Consider the following 23,516-nt stretch of genomic DNA (forward strand, 5'->3'; position numbering starts at 1 on the left):
CTTAACGAGAGCTCGACGGGACGTTAGCAAATGGCGCAGAATTCAGGTCTGATGCAGGGCAAGCGCGGGGTGATCCTCGGCCTTGCCAATAACCGCTCGATCGCCTGGGGCATCGCCAAGGCATGCCACGCAGCCGGCGCCGAGCTCGCCTTCACCTATCAGGGCGATGCGCTCAAGAAGCGCGTCGAGCCGCTCGCCGCCGAGATCGGCGGCCTCGTGCTCGGCCATTGCGACGTCACCGATGCCGCGACCATCGACGCCGCCTTCGCAGTGCTGAAGGAGAAGTGGGGCAAGATCGACTTCCTGGTGCATGCGATCGCCTACGGCGAGCAGCTCGACGGCCGCTACGTCGACACCACGCCGGAGAATTTCTCCAAGTCGATGCTGATCTCCTGCTACTCGTTCACGGCCGTGGCGCAGCGCGCCGAGAAGCTGATTACCGATGGCGGCTCGCTCATCACGCTCAGCTATTACGGCGCCGAGAAGTGGATGCCGCACTACAACGTGATGGGCGTGGCGAAGGCCGCGCTGGAGGCCAGCGTGCGCTATCTCGCGGCCGATCTCGGCGAGAAGAACATCCGCGTCAACGCGATCTCGGCCGGGCCGATCAAGACGCTCGCGGCCTCCGGCATCGGCGACTTCCGCTATATCCTGAAGTGGAACGAGAACAACGCGCCGATGCGGCGCAACGTCTCGATCGAAGACGTCGGCGGCAGCGCGCTGTATTTCCTCTCTGATCTCTCGCGCGGCGTCACCGGCGAGGTGCATCACGTCGATTCCGGCTATCACGTGCTGGGCATGAAGCGTCCGGACGCCCCGGACATCTCGTTCGGCGGCAAGGACTAGCTTATAAATCTGGAATGCCCGTGCCCACGATCTATTATCTTCGCCACGGTGAGACCGAGTGGAATGCGCTCGGGAGGCTTCAGGGCACCAAGGACGTTCCGCTGAACGCGCGTGGACGCGGTCAGGCCGTGCAGGCCGGCGGCGTGCTGGCGGATCTCTTCAAGCGCGACGGCAAGGACAAGGCGGCGTTACCCTACGTGTCGAGCCCGCTCGGGCGTGCACGCCAGACCATGGAACTCGCGCGCGGCAAGCTCGAGCTGCCGCCGGCGGACTACGCGCTCGACGATCGCCTGCGCGAGATCGGCTACGGCAGCTGGGAAGGGCTGACGCTGGCCGAGAGCGAAGCGGCCGATCCGGACGTCTACGCCCGGCGCCTCGCCGACAAATGGACGGTCGGCCCCGCGGGCGGGGAGACCTACGCCGATGTGCAGGTCCGCGTGCGGGCCTGGTACGACCAGCTCCGGACCGATACCGTCGCGGTCGCCCATGGCGGGACTTGCCGGGCCCTGATGGTTTCGCTCGGCCTGGAGACGCCGGCCAGCGCCGCCGAGCTCTATATCGAGCAGGGCGCCGTCTACGTCTTTCGCGACGGACGGCTGGAGAAGTACAGTTAAGCCAATTCGCCGTCATCCCGGGGGTTGAACGCCGTGTTCCCGGGCGCTACCACAAGTCAGAACTGACTTACGAGCCAGCGAGCAGCGATGTCCTTCAACACCTTCGGCCATATGTTCCGCGTCACCACCTTCGGCGAGAGCCATGGGGTCGCGATCGGCTGCGTGGTCGACGGCTGCCCGCCCATGATCCCGCTCACCGAGGCCGATATCCAGCAGGATCTCGACCGCCGCCGGCCCGGTCAATCGCGCTTCACCACCCAGCGTCAGGAGCCGGACCAGGTGAAAATCCTGTCCGGCGTGATGGCGCATCCGGAGACCGGCGTGCAGGTGACGACGGGCACCCCGATCGGGCTCCTGATCGAGAACACCGACCAGCGCTCGAAGGACTATTCCGAGATCAAGGACAAGTTTCGGCCTGGACATGCCGACTTCACCTATGAGGCCAAATACGGCCTGCGCGACTATCGCGGCGGCGGCCGCTCCTCGGCGCGCGAGACCGCGATGCGGGTTGCCGCCGGTGCGATCGCGCGAAAAGTGCTGCCCGACGTCAAGGTGCGCGGCGCGCTGGTGCAGATCGGCCCGCATAAGATCGACCGCGACAAATGGGACTGGGACGAGATTGCGAAAAATCCGTTCTTCTGTCCCGACAAGGACAAGGCCGCGTTCTTCGAGACCTATCTCGACGGCATCCGCAAGAGTGGCTCCTCGATCGGCGCCGTGCTCGAGATCGTCGCCGAAGGCGTGCCGGCCGGCCTGGGTGCCCCGATCTACGCAAAACTCGATTCTGATCTGGCGGGCGCGATGATGACCATCAACGCCGTGAAGGGCGTCGAGATCGGCGCCGGCTTTGGCGCAGCCGAGCTCACCGGCGAAGAGAACGCCGACGAGATGCGCACCGGCAATGATGGCACGCGCTTCCTCTCCAACCATGCCGGCGGCGTTCTGGGCGGCATCTCCACCGGACAGCCGGTGGTGGTGCGCTTCGCGGTGAAGCCGACCTCGTCGATCCTCCAGCCGCGTTTGACGGTCGATCGCAAGGGCGCCGACACCGAGATCTTCACCAAGGGCCGCCACGACCCCTGCGTCGGCATCCGCGCCGTCCCCGTCGGCGAAGCCATGATGGCCTGTGTGCTCGCCGATCATTTCATTCGGGATCGCGGGCAGGTTGGACGCTAGCGCACGGTCCTCGTGTCGCGGTACCAGCCCACCGCGCAGCTTGACGTCCCCACAACTTCGTCCGCAAATGCGGACATGCAAAACTCCGAGATCCAGCGCATCACCAACTGGCTGATCGACGGTGCGAGGTCGTCCGGGACCCCTTCCGAGATGATTGCCGAGGTCTGCGAGCATCTGGTCGCGGCCGGCCTGCCGCTGTCGCGGTTCGGCATCTTCATTCGCACGCTGCATCCGGAAATCTTCGGCCGCAACTTCATCTGGCGCCAGGGCCAGAAGGTCGAGATCGGCACCGTCGATTTCGAGATCCTGGACACGCCCGAATTCGCCCGGAGCCCGCTCCGGATCGTGTTCGAGGAGGGGCTCGAGGTCCGGGGACGGATGGACGATCCGGACAGCAAGCGGTTTCCGTTCCTCGACGACATGCGCGCCGAAGGCGTGACCGACTACCTCGCGATGCCGATGCACTATCTCGACGGCTCGATCCACGCGACGAGCTGGGTCACGCGGCATCCCGGCGGCTTCAGCGACGACGACATCGCGGCAATCCGCTCCATCGTGACACCGCTCGCGCGCGTCAGCGAGATCATCAGCCTGCGCCGCACCGCCGAGATGCTGCTCGACACCTATGTCGGCAACCGTGCCGGCGCGCGCATCCTCGGCGGCCAGATCCGCCGTGGCCACAACGACACCATGCAGGCCGCGATCTGGCTCTCGGATCTGCGCGGCTTCACCGCATTGTCGGACCGGCTGCCGGCCGAGACCGTGGTCGAGATCCTCAACCACTATTTCGACTGCCAGGTCACCGCGATCCGGGGCCATGGCGGCGAGGTGCTGAAATTCATGGGCGACGGCCTGCTCGCAGTGTTCCCGATCGACGAATATATCGGCGATGCCGCGCATGTCTGCGCGCGCGTGCTGGAGGCCGCGCGCGAATCCCGCGCCAGCGTCGAGGCACTCGCCTTTCCGGTGGGCGACGTCGTCGAGCGCTTCCGCTTCGGCGTCGCACTCCACGTTGGCAACATCCTCTACGGCAATATCGGCGGTGGCAATCGCCTCGACTTCACCTGCATCGGCCCCGCCGTCAATCTCGCAGCAAGGCTGGAGAAGATCACGGGCCGGCTGGGGCGGACTGTCGTCGCCTCGGAAGGCTTCGCGAACGCCTGCCGCCATGACTGGCGCGAGCTCGGCGAATTTCCGATCGCGGGGTTTTCGAAGGCACAGCGCGTGTACGGGCTCGCCGAAGAGACGCCGGTGGTGATGGCCTGATGCGCGATGAGATCAAGATCATTTTCATCGTCGCAAGACGAAGCCTATTCCTCGGGCTCCGTCGTGAACAGCAACGGATAGCCCTTGGCGCGGCCGGCGTCGGTAGCGCGGGTGGCCTTGGTTTCGGCGACGTCCCTGGTGAACACGGCAACCACGCAGGCGCCGAGCTTGTGCGCGGTGATCATGACCTTGTAGGCCTGATCCTCAGTCATGCGAAACTCGGCCTTGAGGATCATCGTGACGAACTCGCGCGGCGTGAAGTCGTCGTTGATCAGGATGACCTTGTGCAGCTTGGGCCGTTCGACCTTGGTCTTCGTCCTGGTTTTCGGCTTGGTAACGGTGTCGTTCATTCCGCCTCCCGGAAACGGCGGGCTCGGTTCAGCCGCGGTGCTCAGTGTGCGGCCCTCTCACCATATTGCAGGACCTGCACCTTCTCCAAGGTGATCAGGCCGCTCGACATCATGCCATCCAGGATGGGCAGGAATGCGTTGATGCTGTCCTCGCTGTCGACGATCTCGATCAGCAGCGGCAGGTCTTCCGACAGCCGCAGGATCTTCGAGGTGTGCAGCCGGCTCGACTTGCCGAACCCCATCGGGCCGCGCAGCACGGTGGCGCCCGCGAGATGCCGTTCGCGCGCCGTCGTGACGATCGCTTCGTAAAGCGGCTTGCCGTCGAAATGGTCGCTCTCGCCGATGAAGATCCGGAGCGAAACAGCCTGATTGGGGATTTGCATGGTCAGCTCCTCGTCAAGCGGTTGTAGCGGCTTGCCATCATATGGCCGAGCCACACGGACACCAGCCAGCAGATGACGGATGCCGCGATATAGGCGAGTGCCGTGTATTTCATGCCGCCGTGGAACAGGCGGAAGGTCTCCAGGCTGAAGGCCGAGAAGGTGGTGTAGCCACCGCAAAACCCGGTCATGACGAACTGCCGGTGCTCGGGCCGCGCCAGCACGCGGCCGTCGGGGCCGGTCAGCGTTGCGTAGAAGCCGATGATCAGCGATCCCGTGGCATTGATGAACAGCGTTGCGACGGGGAAGCCCGGGCCAGTGTCGAGCGCGAGGGAAACGAAATAGCGCGCGAGGCCGCCAAGGACGCTGCCGAAGGAAACCCAGGCATAGAGCATCGCGCTGCGCCAGCGGTCGGTGGAGGAGGGAACGGCCATCCGCTTCTAGCCCCCAAGACCGTCAGCGAGGACAAAGCCGCAACTGACGGCGGCAACGCACAGCCCGACCGAGAGCGCGACATTGCCGAGCGCATGCAGTGGCTCGCCGTTGCGCGCCAAGGTCAGCGTTTGCAGGCTGAACGAGGACACCGTGGTGTAGCAGCCGAGGAACCCGGTCACCGCGAACAGCCATGGATTGGGCGCGGCGAAGAGCGAGCCGGGATGGGTTGCCAGCGCGCCGAAAATGCCGATCAGGAAGGCGCCGGTGATGTTGATGGTCATGGTGCCCCAGGGAAAGGTCTCGCCCAGCCGCCGCGCGATCGCGCCCGAGACGAAATAGCGTGCGCAGCCGCCGAGAACGCTGCCGACCACGATTGCGATCACTCCGCTCAACACGACGAACGCCCCTCCATCATCATTTGTCCTCCGCTGCCAGACCATTGCCGACGGCGAGCAGCCCTGCGAGCGCGACCAGCGCGAAGCCGAGCCCGGCCAAAAACGTGCCCGCCGGACCGTAGGCATCCCACAGCGCGCCGGCGATCACGCTTGCGGCCAGCAAGGCAAGCCCGGTGAACAGGTTGAAATAGCCGAATGCGGTGCCGCGCAGGTTCGGCGGCGCGGCGTCGGCGACGAGGGCCGACAGCAGGCCCTGGGTCAATCCCATATGCAGCCCCCACAGCACGACGCCGAGTGCGAGGCCCGCGAGGCTCGGCAGCAGTGCGAGCGCGAGGTCGGCGGCCGCGAGGAAGACGAGGCCGAGCGCGAGCAGGCCGGTCCGGTTGATCCGGTCAGACAGCACGCCGGCCGGATAGGCCGACAGCGCATAGGCCACGTTCATCAGCACCAGCACTGCCGGTACCCACATCGCCGAGAGACCGATGTTCTGCGCGCGAAGGATCAAAAAGGCCTCGCTGAAGCGCGCGAGCGTGAACACCACGCCGACCGCGACGACGCGCCAGTACACGGATCCGAGCTGCCGCATGGCGGAGGTGTTCAGCGGATTCTTCGCGGGCTCCCGGCTTGGGTCCGGCTCCGGCTCGCTCACCGCGAATGCGATCAGGCCGAAAGACAGGAAGGCCGGCAGCACCGCTACCCAGAAGACAAGGGCAAAATTATCCGCCGTCCACCACATCAGGCCGATCGCCACGAGCGGTCCGACGAATGCGCCGATGGTGTCGAGCGACTGCCGCAGGCCGAAGCTCGCGCCGCGCAGACCCGCAGGTGCGATATCGGCGATCAGCGCATCGCGCGGTGCGCCGCGAATACCCTTGCCGACGCGGTCGATGAAGCGCGCGGCAATCAGCCAACCGACGCTGGGCGCAAGCGGGAACAGCGGTTTTGTCAGCGCGGCCAGCCCGTAGCCGAGCGCTGCGAGGAGCTTGCGCCGGCCGAGCCAGTCGGACAATGCGCCGGAGAAGATCTTCGTGATCGAGGCGGTCGCCTCCGCAATGCCCTCGATGAAGCCGACCGTCAGCGTGGAGGCCCCGAGCACGGTGACGAGATAGACCGGCAGCAGCGCGTGGATCATCTCGGAGGAGACGTCCATCAGCATCGAGACGAAGCCGAGCACCCAGATCCCCCTGGGCAGCCCCGCACGTACAGCATTCGGTGTCGTCGTCGTCACGCCCTGACCTTCGCCTTCAGGCAACAAAAAACCCGCCATCGGCGGGTTTGTCCATGCTCCCGCCAAAGGCCGAGGCTTTGAGATTGCCCCTCCTCGAGCAGGAGTCATCAGCCCACTACGGTTACAGGCCGACGGGCGGTTGTCGGGGGACTCCATCCCCATCTGTATGGTCAGCCTAGCATGGAAATCGCACCGGACAAGTGGGCGGGGAAGGTCTGTCCTCGGCTCGATGTTGCTGGACGCCCCGGAATGATGGTGTGAGCGATCGCGCATGTCCCCGTGGCGCAAGCGCGGCAACACGGCGGCAGCTTTGCGTGACGTGTGCATTCCCAACTCGCGAATTCCTAACCGGAATGTGAAGTGCAAGCAATCTTCGGACTTTGCGGCAAGGCGATTGCATGTCACCATCGCGTCATACGACGGGAGACTGCGATGCGCATGCTGTTCTCGATCGGGGCTGTGCTGGTGGCCGGCGTGCTCGCCGGAGGGGACGTCGCGGGGATCGCGGCACCAGGGCCCAAATTTGAACCGACTAGGAATCCGCCACAACGGCTAGCGGCCGACCGGGACGCGCAGACGGTCGATGTCGAGCTGGTCCTCGCGGTCGACGTCTCCTACTCCATGGACATGGACGAGCTCGCGATCCAGCGCGAAGGCTATGCGCAGGCGATCCAGTCGAAGGAATTCCTCCAGGCGCTGAAGCTCGGGCCGAATGGCCGGATCGCGGTGACTTACTTCGAATGGGCCGCTTCCAGCGATCAGAAGATCATCATCCCGTGGCGGCTGGTCGACGGACCGGAGACGGCGGATGCGGTCGCCGCCGAGATCTTGAAGACGCCGATCCGGCGCGCCTCGCGCACCTCGATCTCCGGAGCGATCACGTTCGCGATGCCGTTGTTCGACGAGGATCCCTATCGCGGCTTGCGCCGCGTGATCGACATTTCCGGTGACGGCCCCAACAACAATGGCGGCCCGGTCACGGCGGCGCGCGACGCCGCGCTTGAGAAGGGCATCGTCATCAACGGCCTGCCGATCATGGTCAAGGAGCCGTCCTATTCGACCATGGATATCGACAATCTCGATTATTACTACGAGGACTGCGTCATCGGCGGTCCCGGCTCCTTCGTCATCACGATCAAGGATCGCGACAAGTTCAAGGAAGCGATCCGCACCAAACTCCTGATGGAGGTCGCGGGCCGCGTGCCGGAGCGCCCCGTGAGGCGCGTTGCCGACAAGGAGCCGCGGGTCAGCTGCTTGATCGGTGAGAAGATCTGGTCGGACCGCTGGGGGCGCTGATCCGCACCACCCCGAATGAGACCTTTTGCCCTGTCCCGCGCGCGGTCGAATTTAACCACGCGTTAACTGCTGCTCGGCCCTAATCGGCCAGCTTCCCGTTGTTTCCGGATAAAGTTCTGACTTCGCCGTCCGGCGCGCGAACAGAAGCGGGTCTGTCAGACAAATCCGCCGAGCAATCCAATGGCCATCGTCACATCGAGCACCAGCCAGATTTCGCCCGCCAACGAGCGGGTGTATCACCAGAGCAATCTGATAGGTGACTGGAAGGGCAATTGGGCAGGCAACAACCAGGCCGTCGGTTTCAAGGTCGTGAACATCCGCGGGCCCAGGGCCCAGATCGAGTACACCCATAACGGGCACACCGAGCGCGGCATCGGCGAGGTCAATGGTGCAACCATAAGCTATGGCAACGTCACGGTCGGCACCAAGGACGGCAAGAATCTGGTGCTCCTGTACTCCTCGGGAGTTGGCAAGCAGAGCGCGACTTTGCAGAAACAGGCGGCGCCGGCTTCCGACAGCATCCTCATGGGAAGCTGGGGCGGCTATGCTGCCGACATCGGCAAGAGCGCGAGCTTTCGCGTGCTGGCCATCAACGGCAAAGAGGCGACGGTCAGCGTCACCACCGACGGTATTAGCCGCCAGGGCACCGGCTACGTCTACAGGAACGTCATCATGTTCGGGCAGTCGCAGATCTCGACCGACGACGGACAAAGCGGCAAGATCATCTACCAGGTCGGCTCCAAATCCTTCATTGTGCCGGTGACGAAATATCCGTCTGCGGATTCGTCGTCCTCGGTGGACAAGACGGCCTGAACCTCAGCCGCGCTGGGCGGCCTGCGGCCCCCTCACCATTTCGGCGCCCGCTTCTCCACGAACGCCCTCAAACCCTCCTGCGCTTCGCCCGACGTCGCGACATTGCAGAAATCGTCCACGGCACTTGCGATGCTGCGCCGGTAGTCGAGATCGATCTGGCGCATGAAGGCGGCGCGGCCCATCCGCAGCACGGCGGCCGACTTGCCGGCGAATTGCGCCGCGAGCTTGAGCACCTCGGCCTCGAGCTCGGCATCGTCGATGACGCGGTTCACCACGCCGAGCTCGCGCGCCTCCGTGGCGGTGAAGACGCGGCCGGTGAACAGCAGCTCGAACGCGCGATGACGTCCGACGATGCGCGGCAGATGCGCGTAGTGGATCGCGGGAATGACGCCGACGTCGATCTCGGGATAGCCGAACGTGGCGCTCTCGGCTGCCAGCACCACGTCGCAGGACACCGCCATGGTCATGCCGCCGCCGCGCGCTGCGCCTCCGACCGCGGCGATCGACGGCTTTCCGAGCCCATACTGGGCGTCGTAAAGGTCGATATGGAGCGCCTGGAGGAATTCGCGGATCTCGGCGCCGGATTTGCCCAGCAGGATGTCGAGGTCGAGGCCGGCCGAAAAGCGCTTGGCGATCGCGCTCGAGAGCACGACAACGCGCGCTTCCGGATCGTTCGCCGCGCGACGCAGGGCCGCGACCACCGCACGGATGACCTCGAGGCTCAGTGCATTGACGGGCGGGCGGCGCAACGTGATGCGGGCGATGTTGCCTGCGCATTTGTAGGCGACGGGATTGTCAGATGTCACCGGCTTCTCCATGCTTCCGGGAAACGTGCGGCAGGTGGTGGCGCGGTTATTTCGCGGCGAGCGGCGGGCCGCTGTCGTTCGGCGCTTCCGCCTTGTCCGGGCGACAGCTTACGGTGCGGCTTGGGCCGTGCAAGACCTGCAGCGTGCATGCTAGACTGCACGCCGGAATTGCTTACCGGATGGAGGGACCAATGACCGACGAACACCCGATGATGGCCGGCTCCGCCACCGTCTTCGTCGTGTCCGACATCACAGCCAGCCTCGCCTATTACCGCGATGTGCTCGGCTTCGAGGTCACCTTCGAATACGGTCAGCCTCCGTCCTACGCCTGCCTCTGCCGTGACGAGGTCGGCCTGCATTTGCTTGCGGCGGCGGCAACGAAGCGGTTGCCCGGGCAGGGCGGCATCTGCATCTTCGTCGGGGACGTCGATCAGATCTATGCCGAACTATCGGGACGCGGTGCCAGGCTGCTCAACCGGCCGGAGGACCGTGACTATCGCATGCGCGATTTCGACGTCGTCGATGCCGACGGCAATCAGCTCACGTTCGGTATGGGAACGGACGACGCGGCCTGACATCGCGGGCCGCGCGCGTCCGCCGTTGGATCAGATCCGGGCCTCCAGGATCAGGTTGAAGGGTGTTTCGGCGGCGCGGCGGAAGCGCGACAGGCCGCCTTCGCTGGCGACCTTGCGCAGCCTTGCCTCGCCGGCTTGAGCGCCGAGCGCGAGGCCCACCTCCTGATCGAGCGAGGCCGGCGTGCAGATCATGGTCGATGCCGCGTAATAGACCCGCCCGACGGGATTGAGATTGTCTTCGAGGCGGTCGCCTGCGAACGGCTCGACCAGCATGCAGGTGCCGTCCTTGGCCATGGTCTCGCGCACGTGGCTGATCGCGCCGACGGGATCGCCCATGTCGTGCAGGCAATCGAAGAAGCAGACGAGATCATAGCCCTCGGCAGGATAGGTCTTCGCCGAGTGAACCGCGAAGCTGACGCGATCGTCCAGCTTCGCCTCGGTGGCCGCCTTTCGTGCGGCCGCGATCGAGCCCTCGTGATAGTCGAAGCCGTAGAAGCGGGAGTTCGGGAAGGCCTCCGCCATCAGCCGGGTCGAGACGCCGTGCCCGCAGCCGACATCGGCGACCTTGGCGCCGCGCTTCAGCTTGTCCACGACGCCTTCGAGCGCGGGCAGCCACTCCTGCACCAGATGATGCATGTAGCCGGTGCGGAAGAACCGGGCGGTGCCGCAGAACAGGCACTCGCTGCGACGATTCCAGCCGACGCCCTTGCCGGACTTGAATGCGTCCGTAATTTTCGGCTCGTCGAGGAACGCCGCGGCAATGACATTGCCGACTGCGCCGAGGAAGACCGGGCTGTCATCATCGGCAAGCGCCATCGCCTGCTCCGGCAGCATCGAGAACTTGCCGGAAGAGGAATCATATTCGACGTAACCAGAAGCCGCCTGGCTCGCCAGCCACTCGCGGACGTAGCGTTCGTTCGTTCCGGTGGCGCTTGCGAGCTCGGCAGAGTTCATGGGTCCCTTGGCGGCGAGGGCGCGGTAGAGGCCGAGCTTGTCGCCCAGCAGGACCAGCGATGCGTTCATCGCGGCCCCGACCTCGGTGATCATCTTGCCCATAAAGGCATTCAACCTGTCGGAATTGACCTCCATGACAGCCTCCATGCAATGTCAGGCATTTTCAAAGGTCTGCGCAATTGTGCGTTGCCGGACCGGACCGGCCGATCACGACCGCAGTGACGGCTCGCGCTTGCGCGTCCTCTATGTGGGTCAGCCCGGCGCGCGGGAGGTTCAACACGTCAGGATAACGTAATTCTGGAACTCGATGGCGCGACCAGTCACTGGTATTCGCGTGATCCCCGACATATAATTTCCGCTCTTTCTGACGGTCACCTGAATGTCCAGCCTTGCACGTTCCTGCGGTCTCGCAACTCTCTTCGTGGTGTTCTGCCTCGGCGGAGCGCCGGCTCACGCGCAGGTCGCGCCCCTGCAATATTGGATCCCGGGCGGGCCTTTCGGTTTTGGCGGCAGCGCCGGCCAGAGCTCCGATGGCTACGGCAATTTTCCGAGCTTCAAAGGTGGCGATGCCAACGCAGGCTATGATTTTCGTCCCGGTTTCTTCGTCGGAAGCGAACGCGGCAATCTAGGCCTGGGCGGCCTCAGCCAGCCTGCGCCCGCCGGCAATTTCAGCGCGCTCTCTTATGATGGCACGCAGTTCGGTTACAACACCAAGACCGCGGGCGGCATGCCCGTCACGTTCTTTGCCGGGTTCGACACGCTGAAATACAGTGGCGGCATCGGCAGCTCGCTCGCCCCGCTCACCTCCAGCGCCTCGCCCGGCTACGGCGCTTTCGCGGGTGTCGAGTTCAAGCCGACCTCCAACCTCAGCCTGTCGTTCGGCGCCGGTTTCACCCAGCAGCAATCGGGACGCATGGACAGCGACATCAATTCGTCGATGCTGCCCGGCGAGTCACCGGCGTTGGGCGGCTTGCGTCGTTGAGCGCTCACACGTCCGTTTCGCCGCCCGCTTGACCGCGGCCGCGTCGGCCTACGACAAGCCCGCCACCAGCGGGCGTTGCAGGTGCTTCGCCATCAGCTCCGCCGCTTCGGCGTAACGCCGCGTTTCCAGAACCTCGAGCAGGCGCAGATGCTCGCGCACGTGCCGCCGCATGCCGTCGCGGTCGGCGAAGCTGCGATAGGCGAACAGGCGTCTGATCGAATTCACGCGCCGGAGCGATTCAAGAAAGAAGGGATTGCCGGCGCCGCGAATGATCTCCTCGTGGAATTCGCAACCGGAAAGAAAGACCTCGCCGATCGTCATCTTCTCGAGCTCGCCTTCGAACACGCGCAGCTGGCGCTCGCGCAAGCGTGCAATCACCTCCTGCGGCAGCGCAAAGCCGGGCTGCGCGATCGCCGCGGGCTCGATCACCGCGCGAAACGCCATGGCCTTGGCCTGAGCTTCGGGGCTCGAGACCGTCTCCGCGAAGCGCCAGCCATAACCCGGCAGGCGTGCAATCCAGCCCTCGGCAGCGATCCGGTCTAGCAGCCGCTGCAGCTCGGCCCGGCTGAGGCCATAGCGGCGCATCAGCTCCGCCTCGGTGACGTCAGTCGGCAGCCGGCTTGCGAGCACGTCGCCTGCGATGGACGTATAAACCTGTTCGCTGCGCCTGACTGCCGCGAGGGCTGGCTGGGCTGCGCCGCTGGTCGGATGCTTGGCCAGCACGAACCCGCGATGCGGCTCGCCGCGCGCGAGCCCTGCCGCTTCCAGAGCCTTGAGGCCGAGCCGGATCGGCGCGCGCGAAAGATCGAGCGCATCGGCAAGCCTTTGTTCGATCAAGCGATCGCCAGCCTTCATGCCTTCGCGTCGGGCGAGCGCCATGATCAGCCCGGCGAGGTGCTCCGCGCGCTTGGAACCGCCTTTGCTTGACGCGGGCTGTCGGGAATCGTTGGAGGCGGTCATTGCAGTGCACGCAGATTTTGAGCTTGACAGACTGTCCCACGGATTGTTCTTTAATGCAATAATATACAATCGAGCCAGGGAGAGCGTGATGGCGCATGCGCCGGATGTCCTGATTTGCGAGGTCGGCCCCCGCGATGGGCTGCAAAACCTGGACGTGTTCGTTCCCACCGAGGCCAAATGTGCGCTGATCGATATGATCGCCGCCGCCGGCATGCGCGAGATCGACGCGGGATCCTTCGTGCCGCCGAAGGTCGTTCCGCAATTCGCCGATGTCGATGCGGTGATGGCGCACGCGCTCGCGCACAGAACCGCGACCATCGGTGCACTTGTGCCGAACGTGAAGGGCGCCGAGCGCGCCATCGCCGCCGGCGTCGACGCCATCTACTTCGTCATCTCCGCCAGCGAGACGCACAACCGCGCCAATGTGCGCCGCTCGATCGAAGAGCAACTCGACGGGTTTCGCGCGGTCCGCGCCGCGATCGACGCTTGTCCGGCGGACCGGCGGCCGCATCTGATGGGCGCGATCTCCACCTCCTTCGGCTGCTCGCTGGAAGGCGAGGTGAGCGAAGCGGCCGTGTGCCGGGTGGCGCGTGCCTTTGCCGAAGCCGGTGCCGACGAGATCGGGCTCGCCGACACCGTCGGCTATGCCACCCCGAAACTGATCAGGCAGATCGTCGAGGCCGTCAGTCGCGACGTCGGATCGCAGATGACGCTGCGGCTGCATCTGCACGACACCCTCGGTGCGGGCCTCGCCAATGCCATCGCCGGCCTCGAGGCCGGGATCCGGCGTTTCGACGCCGCGGTATCAGGACTTGGCGGCTGTCCTTTCGCGCCTGGTGCCCGCGGCAACATCGTCACCGAGGATCTCGTGTTCATGCTGGAACGGATGGGACTTTCCACTGGCATCGACCTCGATCGCCTGATGCAAACGCGCGAGATTCTGGCCCGCCATATCCCGGCAAAACATCTGACCGGGCACCTGCACGAGGCCGGCATTCCCAAGGTGCTGCGGAGGGCGGCATGACGGCGGCCGCGCCCGAGGCGGCATCGGAGCTGCGCCCGCTGGCCGGCCTTCGTGTCGTCGAGTTCAGCCAGATGGTGATGGGGCCGAGCTGCGGCTTGATCCTCGCCGATCTCGGCGCCGACGTGATCAAGGTCGAGCCGCCCAAGGGCGACCGCACCCGCTATTTCAAGGGGCCGGCTGCCGGCTTCTTCGCCACCTACAGCCGCAACAAGCGCAGCATCGCGCTGGATACGTCGACCGCGGAAGGCCAGAACGTTGCGCGGCGGCTGATCGAGAGCAGCGACGTCCTGATCGAGAATTTCCGACCCGGCCTGCTGAAGCGGATCGGTCTCGACTACGAGTCGGTTGCCGCTTTTGCGCCACGCCTGATCTACTGCTCGCTCAAGGGCTATTTGCCCGGCCCGTACGAGAATCGCCTCGCGCTCGACGAGGTCGTGCAGATGATGGGCGGCCTTGCCTACATGACCGGCCTGCCGGACCGGCCGATGCGCGCCGGCGCCTCGGTCAACGACATCATGGGTGGCATGTTCGGCGTGATTGCGATCCAGGCCGCGCTGGCCGAGCGGCAGCGCACCGGCCGCGGTCGCTACATCCAGAGCGCGCTCTACGAGAACAACGTGTTCCTGATGGCGCAGGCCATGATGTGCGAGGTGGTTAGCGGCCAGCCCTCGATCCCCTATTCGATCAAGGACAGCCCCTGGCCGGTCTACGACCTCTTCGACACCAGGGACGGCTCGAAGCTGTTCGTCACCATCGTCGGTGAAGAGCAGTGGGAGGCGTTCTGCCGCGCCTTCGATCGCGAAGCCTGGCTCGCCGATCCGCGCTTTGCGACGAGCAACGACCGTGTCGATCATCGCGGCTGGCTGATCCCGGAGATCGCGAAGATCTTCAAGCAATGGGACAAGGCCGATCTCGCGGCACGCCTCGAGCAGCTCGATCTGCCCTACGCGCCGGTGAACAAGCCCGGCGATCTCTTCGACGACCCGCATCTGAACCAGTCGGGCGGGCTGACCAACATTCACCTGCCTGACGGCGGCGAGGCAAAAACGCCGCTGTTGCCGATCTCCATGGACGGCCGCCGCCTGCCCAACCGCTACGATCCGCCGCAGATCGGCGAGCAGACGCGCGAGATCCTGGGTGAGATCTGCGTTTCGTCGAACGAAATCGAAGCGCTGCGAAAGGCAGGAACCATCCGGATCGCGCCTGAGCCGTCCTGACGAACGGATTGATCAAACAAGAATCAAGGGAGGAGCACATGAACATCACCAGGCGCCAGGCGCTGATCGCGGGCTCCACATTGGCCGGCGCATCGATGCTGCCCGGCCGGCTCCGCGCCGAGACCAAGCAGGTATCGCTCGCCTTCGGACCGGTGTCGCCGGTCTACGCCATCGGCATGATTGCCGAGCTGAAGGGTTACTTCAGGGACGAAGGTCTCGACTCCAAGCTCGTCACCGGTAACGCCGGCACGTTCGGCCGTCAGACGCTGGCGGCGGGACAAGCCCTGTTCGCGCATGGCGATGCCAGCCATCCGCTCCAGCTCAGTGCGCGCGGCAAACCCTGCAAGATCCTGCTCGCGACCGAGATGGTGTGCTCCTACGCCAACATCGTGGTCCGGCAGGACCTTTACGACGGCGGTATCAATTCGGTCGAGAAGCTCGCCGAGCACAAGCGGCCTGACGGCGCCAAGCCGATCGTCGCGGCCACCGCGATCGGGTCGGGCACCTGGGTGTTCGGCACCTATGTGTTCGAAACGCGCGGGCTTGGCGACAGGGTGAACTGGGTCGCCGGCGGCGGACCCAACACGATGTTCCCGTCGCTGCAGACCAAGCAGTTCGACGCCATCATGGCGCCGCCAAGCTGGATCGTCGAGGTCGAGAAGAAGGGCTTTGGCAGGACGATCTACGACACCTCCAAGCCCGGCGTATTCGAGAAGGATTTCGGCGGCACGCTGCCCGTGCTCGTGATCTACACGCTCCAGGACACGATCGAGCAGGACAAGGCGATGGTGCAGGCCTATGTGAACGCGATCCACCGCGCGATGGCTTTCGTGAAGGCGACGCCGCTCGCGGACGTGCAGGCACTGGTTACGCCGAAATATTTCTCGGGCATCGACCCCGATGCGGTTAGCGCCGAGCTCGGCTTCGACAAGTCGACCTGGGCCTATGACGGCGTCATCGACAAGTCCTCGTTCGAACGCGGCGCCAAGCCCTGGTACCGCAAGGGAACGGATATTCCCGAAACGAAATACGAGGATGTCGTCGACATGAGCTTCCTCCAGGCGGCGAGGGCGAAATACAAATGATCGCCGCGCCAGGCCCGGGATTCGCGCTCGCGCGAGACGAGGTTCAGAGAGCGGAGGCGCGAACCCGCATCGCGGTGCGAGGTCTCGCCAAACGCTTCAACGCGTCCGGCCGCGAGTTCGTGGCGGTCGATGACGTTTCCTTCGAGGTCAAGCAGGGCGAGTTCGTCGCGCTGCTCGGTCCATCCGGCTGCGGCAAGAGCACCATCCTCAACATGGTCGCGGGGCTATTGCCGCGCTCGGGCGGACGCATCCTGATCGATGAGGACACGGTTGAGACCGGCAAGGTCAACCCCAGGGTCGGCTATGTCTTCCAGCGCGACACGCTGTTTCCCTGGCGAACCGTGGAGCAGAACATCGGCTATGGGCTGGAGATCGCGGGGCTGCGAAAGGCCGAGCGCGTCCGGCGCGTCGCTTTGGCCGTCGAGAAGGCCGGGCTCTCCGGCTTTGCTCAGAGCTTCCCCAGCACGCTGTCCGGCGGCATGCGCCAGCGCGTCGCCTTGATGCGCACGCTGATCATGGAGCCCGAGATCCTGCTGATGGACGAGCCGTTCGGCGCGCTCGACACCCACACCAAGCTCGAGATGCACAAGACGCTGCTGGAGATCTGGGAACGCGAGCGGCAGACCGTGCTGTTCGTGACCCACGATCTCGGCGAGGCCTTGACGCTGGCGAGCCGCATCATCCTGCTCTCGGCTCGGCCCGGAAGGCTCAAGGAAGATTTCGACGTCGCCATTCCGCGGCCACGCGACCCCGTGGCCGTGCGCGAAACCGCCGAATTCGGCCGCCTCTACTCGCACATCTGGCATTCCCTCGGCGAAGAATTCCGCCGCACCAGGGCCGAATGATCATGTCCAACAGCCGTAGCGCCGTCCTGTTCTGGCAAGTGGCCATTCTCGTGGTGGTTCTCGTCGTCTGGCAGTGGGGCTTCGAATGGAGCAAGGCGCTGTTGCCGAAGGCCTATGTGCCGAAAATCCTCGATCCGTATTTCGTCGCCAAGCCGTCGTTGATCTGGCAGAGCTTCCTGCGGCTTGGCTGCTTTGCCGATCCCGCCGGCTTTGCCGCCTGCATCAACGACAACGACAACAATTTGTGGCTCGCTACGCTCGTCACGCTGAAGAACACCTGGTGGGGGTTTCATTTCGGGTCCGCGAGCGGAATCGCGGCCGGCCTGGTCCTCGGCCGTTCGGACTTCCTTGCCCGCGTGTTCGGGCCCTATGTCGTGGCGCTCAACTCGATACCGCGCATTGCGCTGGTGCCGCTCGTCATCCTGATCTTCGGCCTTGGCGATCTCTCCAAGATCGCCACTGCATGGCTCGTCGTGTTCTTCGTGGTGTTCTTCAACACCTTCGAGGGAACGCGTGCGGTCGACCGCGACCAGATCGCCGCCGCCCGTCTGCTCGGCGCCAGCGAATTCACCGTGCTGCGCACGGTCGTGATCCCGTCCGCGCTGGCCTGGGTATTCGCTTCGCTGTTACCGGCGGTGTCTTTCGCGCTGATCGGCGTCATCGTCGGCGAGTTCATCGGCGCCGAGCGCGGGCTCGGCAAGCTCATCATCGAAGCCGAGGCGCGCGCCAACGCCAGCGAGATGATGGTCGCCATCTTCGTCATGATGTTCGTCGGAATTCTGCTGGCGATCGCGGTACGCTCGCTGCAGTCCTACCTGCTGCGATGGCAGCCGCAATTCGAGCCGCCGGCATAGCAGTCTGGAAGCAATCGGACGGTGAGCGGCAATTAGCGCATCAGCGCGCGAACCGCGCCACCAATTCCACGTGCGGCGTGTGGCGGAACTGGTCGACCGGGACCACGGTCTCGATCCTGTAGCCGCCGTCGATGAGGAGCCGGGCGTCGCGGGCGAAGGTTGCGGCGTTGCAGGACACCGCGACCACGACGGGGACCTTGCTCGCAGCGAGTTTCAGCGCCTGCGCCTGCGCGCCCTGGCGCGGCGGGTCGAACACCACGGCGTCGAAGTCGCGCAGCTCCGGCGGCACCAGCGGGCGGCGGAACAGGTCGCGCGGTTCGGCCTTGATCGGCTTCAGCCCTGGCGCGCGCGCCGCCCTCGCGAGCGCCGCGACGGCGCCGGCGTCGTTGTCATAGGCGGTGACGCGCGCCTTTTCCGCGAGCCGGAGAGCGAACGGCCCGACGCCGCAGAAGAGGTCGAGAACCTCCTTGGCCTTGCCGACACGCTCGGCGACGAGCGACGCCAGCGTCTCCTCGCCCGCGACCGTTGCCTGCAGGAACGACCCCGGCGGCAGCGTCACCTCGGCGCGGCCCATCCGCACCGTCGGCGGCAGACGTTGCAGCACCAGCTCGCCGTGCCGCGTCAGCCGCGCCAGCCGATGCTGCTCGGCGACGCGCGAAAGCGCCGTGACCAGCGCCGTCGGCAGCGGGCCGGAGCCGCGCACGTCGACATCGAGGCCGTTGGCGGTCGCGGTGACCTGGATGTCCAGCGGCTTCGTCACCGACATTCTGGACGTCAGGGATTCGGCAAGCGCCCAGGCGGCATCGAGCGCGCCCTCGAGCCCGGGATCGAGGATCGGGCAGCGGTGGATCGGGATCACGTCGTGCGAGCTCGCCGCCGAGAAACCGACCTTGAGGACGTCATGCGTGCCGAACCGGCCGTGCAGCGTGACACGCCGGCGGCCGGCCCCATGGGCATCGACCAGCGGCGCCACCTCGCAATCGATGCCGGCCTGGGCCAGCGTCTCGACCACGATACCGCGCTTCCAGGCGTGGTACGGCGCGGGCGCCCAGTGCTGGATGGCGCAGCCGCCGCAGATGCCGAAATGCGGACAGAACGGCTCGATGCGATCGGGGCTGGCGATATCGACCGCGAGCAGCTTGCGGCGGTCGGGATGGTTGCCGGCGACGTGGTCGACCTCGACGGTCTCGCCGCCAAGCGCGTAGGGCACATAGACGGCATCGCCCGCAGCGAGCGAGACGCCGTCGCCGCGATGGCCGACGTGATCGATCATCACGCGTTCAACCACGGCGCGCGCCCAGGAAGAATTCGATATTGCCGTCACCGCCCGTGATCGGGGAGGGGAACACCTCGATGTCGGTGCAGCCGAGCGAAGCGGCAAAGGCCGCGATGTCGTCGCAGATCTCCTGATGCACGGCGGCGTCGCGGATGATGCCCTTCTTGTTGTGCTTTCGCTCAGCCTCGAACTGCGGCTTGATCAGCGCCAGCAGGCTCATCGGCGCCGCTGCCAGTGACAGCGCCACGGGCAGCACCGTCTTGAGCGAGATGAAGCTGACGTCGATGACGACGACGTCGGGTCGCGCCGGCAGCCGTTTGCCGTCGTAGCTGCGGATGTCGGTCTCCTCCATCGACACGATCTTGGAATGGTCGCGCAACGAGGGATGCAGCTGGCTGGTGCCGACATCGATGGCGAACACCAGGCTGGCGCCGTTCGCCAGCAGCACCTCGGTGAAGCCGCCGGTGGAGGCGCCGACATCGAGGCAGACATGGTCCTCGATCTCGATGGGGTAGCGCTCCAGCGCGCCGGCGAGCTTGACGCCGCCGCGCGACACATAAGGATGCGCAGGCTCGGCCTGGATCACCGCGTCCTCGGCGATCGTCTCCGAGGGTTTTGCGACCTGCTTGTCGTCGGCGGTGACGAGCCCGGCTTCGATCGCCGCGCGCGCCCGCGCTCGGCTCTCGAACAAACCGCGCTCGACCAGCAGAACATCCGCGCGCTTGCGGGCAGGGGACATCGGATCTCCGAAAGGCGACTGAAACGTTTATGTCGCGATCAATCGCGCGGCCGCCATCCGGACGCAAGCCTCGAACGCGGCCAGATCGTGCCAGACGTCGATCGGCATCTGCGCCGGCGTCACCAGCGGGCAGCCATGCAACTCCAGCGCATGGATCATCATGAGGTTGTCGACGAGGCCAAAATCCTCGACCGTCAGCCCCTGTGCATCGACCAGCCGTCCGTCCTCGGTGGTCACGTCCATGAAGCGGCCGACGCGGTCGGCATAGACGGCGCCGTCGTTGGAATAGGCCAGGCAAAACTTGCGGCGGCCGGCCATGTAGCCGAGCTCGTAGACGGTGCCGGGGTCGGCGCCGGCACCACGGAACGGGGTGAGGTTGGCGATGATGGCATCGGCTTCGTCCATCATCGCCTCGTTGCCGCAAAAGATCTGCCGCGAGGCGTCGGGCGAGGTGAGATCGATGGCGTTGTCGAGCGGATAGAGGCCGGTGAGCCCGTGTGCGGCGCAAATCGCGACCTTCCGCCGGCCGATCTCAACCGCATCCGGCAGGAACACGTCGGGCCCTGCCAGATAGATTTTCATGAAGGTCTGGTTCGCGAAGGTCGAAGCTCGCCGTCAGGCGAGCTTGACCGTCTCGGTCTTGACGTCCTTGCCCAGCGCCTCGAACACCTTGGCGACGATGCCCTTGGCGTCGAGACCGGCACGGCCATACATCGCGGCCGGCGTGTCGTGGTCCTGGAACACGTCGGGCAGCACCATCGAGCGGAACTTGACCATGCCGCCGTCGAGCGCGCCCTGATCGGTCAGGTACTGCGCGACATGCGAGCCGAAGCCGCCGACCGAGCCTTCCTCGATCGTGATCAGGATCTCGTGGTCGCGGGCGAGCTTGAGAACCAGCTCGGTGTCGAGCGGCTTCATGAAGCGCGCATCGGCGATCGAGGTGGAGAGGCCGTGGGCGGCGAGCTCGTCGGCCGCCTTCTCGCATTCGGCGAGGCGCGTACCGAAGGAGAGCAGGGCGATCTTGCTGCCCTGGCGAATCATGCGGCCCTTGCCGACCTCGAGCGGAACGCCGACTTCGGGCATCTCGATGCCGCGGCCTTCGCCGCGCGGATAGCGCAGCGAGCTCGGACGATCGTCGATCGCGACCTGGGTCGCCACCATGTGCACGAGCTCGGCTTCGTCGGCCGCCGCCATGATCACCATGTTCGGCAGGCAGCCGAGATAGGCGTTGTCGAACGAGCCGGCATGCGTCGCGCCGTCGGCGCCGACGAGGCCGGCGCGGTCGATGGCGAAGCGGACGGGCAGGTTCTGGATCGCGACGTCATGCACGATCTGGTCGTAGCCGCGCTGCAGGAAGGTCGAGTAGATCGCGCAGAACGGCTTGTAGCCTTCGCTCGCAAGACCGGCGGCGAACGTCACCGCGTGCTGCTCGGCGATGCCGACGTCGAAGGTGCGGTCGGGGAAGGCCTTGTTGAAGATGTCGACGCCGGTGCCCGACGGCATTGCCGCGGTGATGGCGACGATCTTGTCGTCTTTCTCCGCTTCCTTGACGAGGCTCTGGCCGAACACGTTCTGATAGGCCGGCGCATTCGGCTTGGCCTTGGCCTGGGTGCCGGTGGCGACGTCGAACTTGACGACCGCGTGATACTTGTCGGCGGAAGCTTCCGCCGGGCCGTAGCCCTTGCCCTTCTGCGTCACGACGTGGACCAGGATCGGGCCGGTCTCCATGTCGCGCACGTTCTTCAGCACGGGCAGCAGATGGTCGAGGTTATGACCGTCGATCGGGCCGACGTAATAGAAGCCGAGCTCCTCGAACAGCGTGCCGCCGTCCATCATGAAGCCGCGCGAATATTCCTCGACGCGGTTGGCGCGGTTGGCGATGATCTTGGGCAGGCGCTTGTTGATCTGCTTGGCCGCATCGCGCAGCGTGCGATAGGTCTTACCGGAGTAGAGGCGCGACAGATAGGCGCTCATGGCGCCGACCGGCGGCGCGATCGACATGTCGTTGTCGTTGAGGATCACGATCAGGCGCGAGTTCATGGCGCCTGCGTTGTTCATGGCTTCATAGGCCATGCCGGCTGACATCGCGCCGTCACCGATGACCGCGATAACGTTGTTCTTGCCGCCGGAGAGGTCGCGCGCGACCGCCATGCCGAGGCCGGCGGAAATCGAGGTTGAGGAATGCGCTGCGCCGAACGGATCGTAATCGCTCTCGCTGCGCTTGGTGAAGCCGGACAGGCCGCCGCCGGTGCGCAGCGTGCGGATGCGGTCGCGCCGGCCGGTGAGGATCTTGTGCGGATAGGCCTGATGGCCGACGTCCCAGATCAGCCGGTCGCGCGGCGTGTCGAAGACGTAATGGATCGCGGTGGTGAGTTCGACCACGCCGAGGCCCGCGCCGAAGTGACCCCCGGTCACCGAGACGGCATCGATGGTCTCTTGCCGCAGCTCGTCGGCGACCTGGCGAACCTGCTCGATCTTGAGCTTGCGCAGGTCATCCGGCGTATGGATGGTGTCGAGAAGCGGCGTCTTACTGTATGCGTTCACGGCGATTTCCAATTTGTCAGCGCCGGAAGATCGTTCCGGTGCGCGATGGGTTTGCACAATATCGGCGCAGCGCGAGTCCTTAAACCGTCGGAGCCACCTGCATGGGGCAGGGCCCCGTCTTCAAGCTTAGGTGAGCTTAGGTGCGCTCCGGTTCAGTCTCTGTGATCCCTGTCACTTAGATCGGCTTCGTCCGTCCCAGCCAATTTCATTAGCAGTTTGAAGCGCTTGTCGTCGGAATTCTTTGCCCACGCAAGGCTTACAAAAAGCCACACTCCGCGCAGCTTTACACCAAAGCTTGGGCCAAAGCCAACCCACAGGGCCGCTTACGGGCATGCACGTGCAACCGCGGGCCAGCTTGGTTAATCTTGGCGCCGGCGGATAGGTTCCAGTCTTGCCCGGTTCCTCGGGGACATTTTGGGCGAGAGGAAGGCCGTTTTGGCCAGATTCGCGGAGCCCAAGAGGCCTTGGCGGGGGAACTCGTCGATGTCAGTACTTGGCCGCCGAGGGCTGTGGGCCCAAACAGCGGCGTGCGATCATGAAAAATTGCAGATGGCCGATGCTTGAGGCGGGCGGCTTGAAACGGGGACCTTACTGCACGTCGAGCGGTGCGGTGCCGGTGGCCTGGCCGCTGGCATCGGTGGTGATCTTGTCGACGCGTGCCTCGGCCTGGCGCAGCAATTCTTCGCAGCGGCGCTTCAGCGCTTCGCCGCGCTCGTAGATCGTCACGGATTCCTCGAGCGGCACCTTGCCGTCCTCGAGCCGCTTCACGATGGTTTCGAGCTCCTCGATGGCGCGTTCAAAGGTGAGCCTGGAGACGTCGACTTGGGTATTTTCGGCCATATCCGATTCCGATTGC

General features: G+C 65.3%; 26 protein-coding genes and 1 riboswitch. Of the genes, 13 read left to right on the plus strand and 13 right to left on the minus strand.

The window, feature by feature from the left end:
• Positions 1-30: 30 nt before the first annotated feature.
• The 4 genes from fabI (at position 31) to ACKWRH_RS11275 (ending at position 3,902) form a co-directional block, all read left to right on the plus strand.
• Positions 31-846, plus strand: a complete 816-nt coding sequence (gene fabI, locus ACKWRH_RS11260) for an enoyl-ACP reductase FabI (RefSeq protein ID WP_445220566.1) — start codon at positions 31-33, stop codon at positions 844-846.
• 14 nt (positions 847-860) lie between these two features.
• On the plus strand, positions 861-1,460 hold the full coding sequence (locus ACKWRH_RS11265; protein ID WP_445220567.1) for a histidine phosphatase family protein: 600 nt from the start codon (positions 861-863) through the stop codon (positions 1,458-1,460).
• An 87-nt stretch (positions 1,461-1,547) separates the two neighbouring features.
• Positions 1,548-2,636, plus strand: a complete 1,089-nt coding sequence (aroC, locus tag ACKWRH_RS11270) for a chorismate synthase (protein WP_445220568.1) — start codon at positions 1,548-1,550, stop codon at positions 2,634-2,636.
• Positions 2,637-2,711: 75 nt separating this feature from the next.
• A complete protein-coding gene (locus ACKWRH_RS11275; protein ID WP_445220569.1) occupies positions 2,712-3,902 on the plus strand; it encodes an adenylate/guanylate cyclase domain-containing protein in 1,191 nt (396 codons plus the stop codon).
• Between the two features lie 44 nt (positions 3,903-3,946).
• On the opposite strand, the gene clpS is transcribed toward ACKWRH_RS11275, so the two are convergent.
• From clpS to ACKWRH_RS11300, 5 genes are read right to left on the minus strand one after another with little or no spacing between them, the layout of a single operon-like run.
• Complete coding sequence (gene clpS / locus ACKWRH_RS11280; RefSeq protein WP_014497217.1) at positions 3,947-4,252, minus strand: ATP-dependent Clp protease adapter ClpS; 306 nt, start codon at positions 4,250-4,252, stop codon at positions 3,947-3,949.
• Between the two features lie 41 nt (positions 4,253-4,293).
• On the minus strand, positions 4,294-4,635 hold the full coding sequence (locus tag ACKWRH_RS11285; protein WP_282521445.1) for a DUF190 domain-containing protein: 342 nt from the start codon (positions 4,633-4,635) through the stop codon (positions 4,294-4,296).
• 2 nt (positions 4,636-4,637) lie between these two features.
• Positions 4,638-5,066 carry a fluoride efflux transporter CrcB gene (gene crcB, locus ACKWRH_RS11290; RefSeq protein WP_445220570.1) on the minus strand — a complete coding sequence of 143 codons (429 nt, stop codon included), beginning with the start codon at positions 5,064-5,066 and terminating at the stop codon, positions 4,638-4,640.
• Positions 5,067-5,072: 6 nt separating this feature from the next.
• Positions 5,073-5,507, minus strand: coding sequence for a fluoride efflux transporter CrcB (gene crcB / locus ACKWRH_RS11295; RefSeq protein ID WP_445220571.1), 435 nt, complete (start codon positions 5,505-5,507; stop codon positions 5,073-5,075).
• Complete coding sequence (locus tag ACKWRH_RS11300; protein WP_445220572.1) at positions 5,482-6,729, minus strand: MFS transporter; 1,248 nt, start codon at positions 6,727-6,729, stop codon at positions 5,482-5,484. Before ACKWRH_RS11300 ends, crcB (ACKWRH_RS11295) begins: the two co-directional genes overlap by 26 nt.
• A 52-nt stretch (positions 6,730-6,781) precedes the next feature.
• A riboswitch (Fluoride riboswitch) is annotated at positions 6,782-6,859 on the minus strand.
• Positions 6,860-7,122: 263 nt separating this feature from the next.
• Between ACKWRH_RS11300 and ACKWRH_RS11305 the strand changes: the two genes are divergently transcribed.
• Together ACKWRH_RS11305 and ACKWRH_RS11310 are read left to right on the plus strand one after the other, a co-directional pair.
• Positions 7,123-7,986 (plus strand): DUF1194 domain-containing protein, encoded by an 864-nt coding sequence (locus ACKWRH_RS11305; RefSeq protein ID WP_445220573.1) that lies wholly within the window; start codon positions 7,123-7,125, stop codon positions 7,984-7,986.
• A 180-nt stretch (positions 7,987-8,166) separates the two neighbouring features.
• A complete protein-coding gene (locus ACKWRH_RS11310; protein WP_445220574.1) occupies positions 8,167-8,799 on the plus strand; it encodes a hypothetical protein in 633 nt (210 codons plus the stop codon).
• Between the two features lie 32 nt (positions 8,800-8,831).
• Here ACKWRH_RS11310 and ACKWRH_RS11315 read toward each other — a convergent pair whose 3' ends face one another.
• The gene (locus tag ACKWRH_RS11315; RefSeq protein ID WP_445220575.1) at positions 8,832-9,605 is read right to left on the minus strand and encodes an enoyl-CoA hydratase/isomerase family protein; all 774 of its coding nucleotides are present in this window, start codon (positions 9,603-9,605) and stop codon (positions 8,832-8,834) included.
• Between the two features lie 191 nt (positions 9,606-9,796).
• Between ACKWRH_RS11315 and ACKWRH_RS11320 the strand changes: the two genes are divergently transcribed.
• Complete coding sequence (locus ACKWRH_RS11320) at positions 9,797-10,180, plus strand: bleomycin resistance protein (RefSeq protein ID WP_445220576.1); 384 nt, start codon at positions 9,797-9,799, stop codon at positions 10,178-10,180.
• A 30-nt stretch (positions 10,181-10,210) separates the two neighbouring features.
• On the opposite strand, the gene ACKWRH_RS11325 is transcribed toward ACKWRH_RS11320, so the two are convergent.
• Positions 10,211-11,269: a class I SAM-dependent methyltransferase gene (locus tag ACKWRH_RS11325; protein ID WP_445220577.1), complete on the minus strand. Its 1,059-nt coding sequence runs from the start codon at positions 11,267-11,269 to the stop codon at positions 10,211-10,213.
• Positions 11,270-11,513: 244 nt separating this feature from the next.
• Between ACKWRH_RS11325 and ACKWRH_RS11330 the strand changes: the two genes are divergently transcribed.
• Positions 11,514-12,116 carry a hypothetical protein gene (locus ACKWRH_RS11330; protein WP_445220578.1) on the plus strand — a complete coding sequence of 201 codons (603 nt, stop codon included), beginning with the start codon at positions 11,514-11,516 and terminating at the stop codon, positions 12,114-12,116.
• Between the two features lie 48 nt (positions 12,117-12,164).
• Here the strand turns inward: ACKWRH_RS11330 and ACKWRH_RS11335 are convergent, their stop codons facing one another.
• Positions 12,165-12,995, minus strand: coding sequence for a GntR family transcriptional regulator (locus tag ACKWRH_RS11335; protein WP_445220579.1), 831 nt, complete (start codon positions 12,993-12,995; stop codon positions 12,165-12,167).
• Between ACKWRH_RS11335 and ACKWRH_RS11340 the strand changes: the two genes are divergently transcribed.
• The 5 genes from ACKWRH_RS11340 to ACKWRH_RS11360 are packed head-to-tail and all read left to right on the plus strand — an operon-like array spanning position 12,994 to position 18,101.
• Positions 12,994-14,100, plus strand: a complete 1,107-nt coding sequence (locus ACKWRH_RS11340; RefSeq protein WP_445220580.1) for a hydroxymethylglutaryl-CoA lyase — start codon at positions 12,994-12,996, stop codon at positions 14,098-14,100. The genes ACKWRH_RS11335 and ACKWRH_RS11340 overlap by 2 nt on opposite strands.
• A complete protein-coding gene (locus tag ACKWRH_RS11345; protein WP_445220581.1) occupies positions 14,097-15,317 on the plus strand; it encodes a CaiB/BaiF CoA transferase family protein in 1,221 nt (406 codons plus the stop codon). Before ACKWRH_RS11340 ends, ACKWRH_RS11345 begins: the two co-directional genes overlap by 4 nt.
• A 38-nt stretch (positions 15,318-15,355) precedes the next feature.
• Complete coding sequence (locus ACKWRH_RS11350; protein WP_445220582.1) at positions 15,356-16,402, plus strand: ABC transporter substrate-binding protein; 1,047 nt, start codon at positions 15,356-15,358, stop codon at positions 16,400-16,402.
• Positions 16,399-17,247 carry an ABC transporter ATP-binding protein gene (locus ACKWRH_RS11355; RefSeq protein ID WP_445220583.1) on the plus strand — a complete coding sequence of 283 codons (849 nt, stop codon included), beginning with the start codon at positions 16,399-16,401 and terminating at the stop codon, positions 17,245-17,247. The genes ACKWRH_RS11350 and ACKWRH_RS11355 overlap by 4 nt, the downstream gene beginning before the upstream one ends.
• Before the next feature lie 2 nt (positions 17,248-17,249).
• Positions 17,250-18,101 carry an ABC transporter permease gene (locus ACKWRH_RS11360; protein WP_445220584.1) on the plus strand — a complete coding sequence of 284 codons (852 nt, stop codon included), beginning with the start codon at positions 17,250-17,252 and terminating at the stop codon, positions 18,099-18,101.
• 40 nt (positions 18,102-18,141) lie between these two features.
• On the opposite strand, the gene ACKWRH_RS11365 is transcribed toward ACKWRH_RS11360, so the two are convergent.
• The 5 genes from ACKWRH_RS11365 to ACKWRH_RS11385 form a co-directional block, all read right to left on the minus strand.
• The gene (locus ACKWRH_RS11365; RefSeq protein ID WP_445220585.1) at positions 18,142-19,389 is read right to left on the minus strand and encodes a class I SAM-dependent RNA methyltransferase; all 1,248 of its coding nucleotides are present in this window, start codon (positions 19,387-19,389) and stop codon (positions 18,142-18,144) included.
• Entirely contained in the window at positions 19,382-20,116 is a 735-nt protein-coding gene (locus ACKWRH_RS11370) for a TlyA family RNA methyltransferase (protein WP_445220586.1), read from the minus strand. The genes ACKWRH_RS11365 and ACKWRH_RS11370 overlap by 8 nt, the downstream gene beginning before the upstream one ends.
• 27 nt (positions 20,117-20,143) lie before the next feature.
• A complete protein-coding gene (locus tag ACKWRH_RS11375) occupies positions 20,144-20,698 on the minus strand; it encodes a nucleoside 2-deoxyribosyltransferase (RefSeq protein ID WP_445220587.1) in 555 nt (184 codons plus the stop codon).
• A gap of 33 nt (positions 20,699-20,731) precedes the next feature.
• On the minus strand, positions 20,732-22,660 hold the full coding sequence (gene dxs, locus ACKWRH_RS11380; RefSeq protein WP_445220588.1) for a 1-deoxy-D-xylulose-5-phosphate synthase: 1,929 nt from the start codon (positions 22,658-22,660) through the stop codon (positions 20,732-20,734).
• 588 nt (positions 22,661-23,248) lie between these two features.
• Complete coding sequence (locus ACKWRH_RS11385; protein ID WP_008132970.1) at positions 23,249-23,500, minus strand: exodeoxyribonuclease VII small subunit; 252 nt, start codon at positions 23,498-23,500, stop codon at positions 23,249-23,251.
• Between the last annotated feature and the right edge of the window lie 16 nt (positions 23,501-23,516).

It is taken from the genome of Bradyrhizobium sp. Pa8, assembly GCF_052588265.1.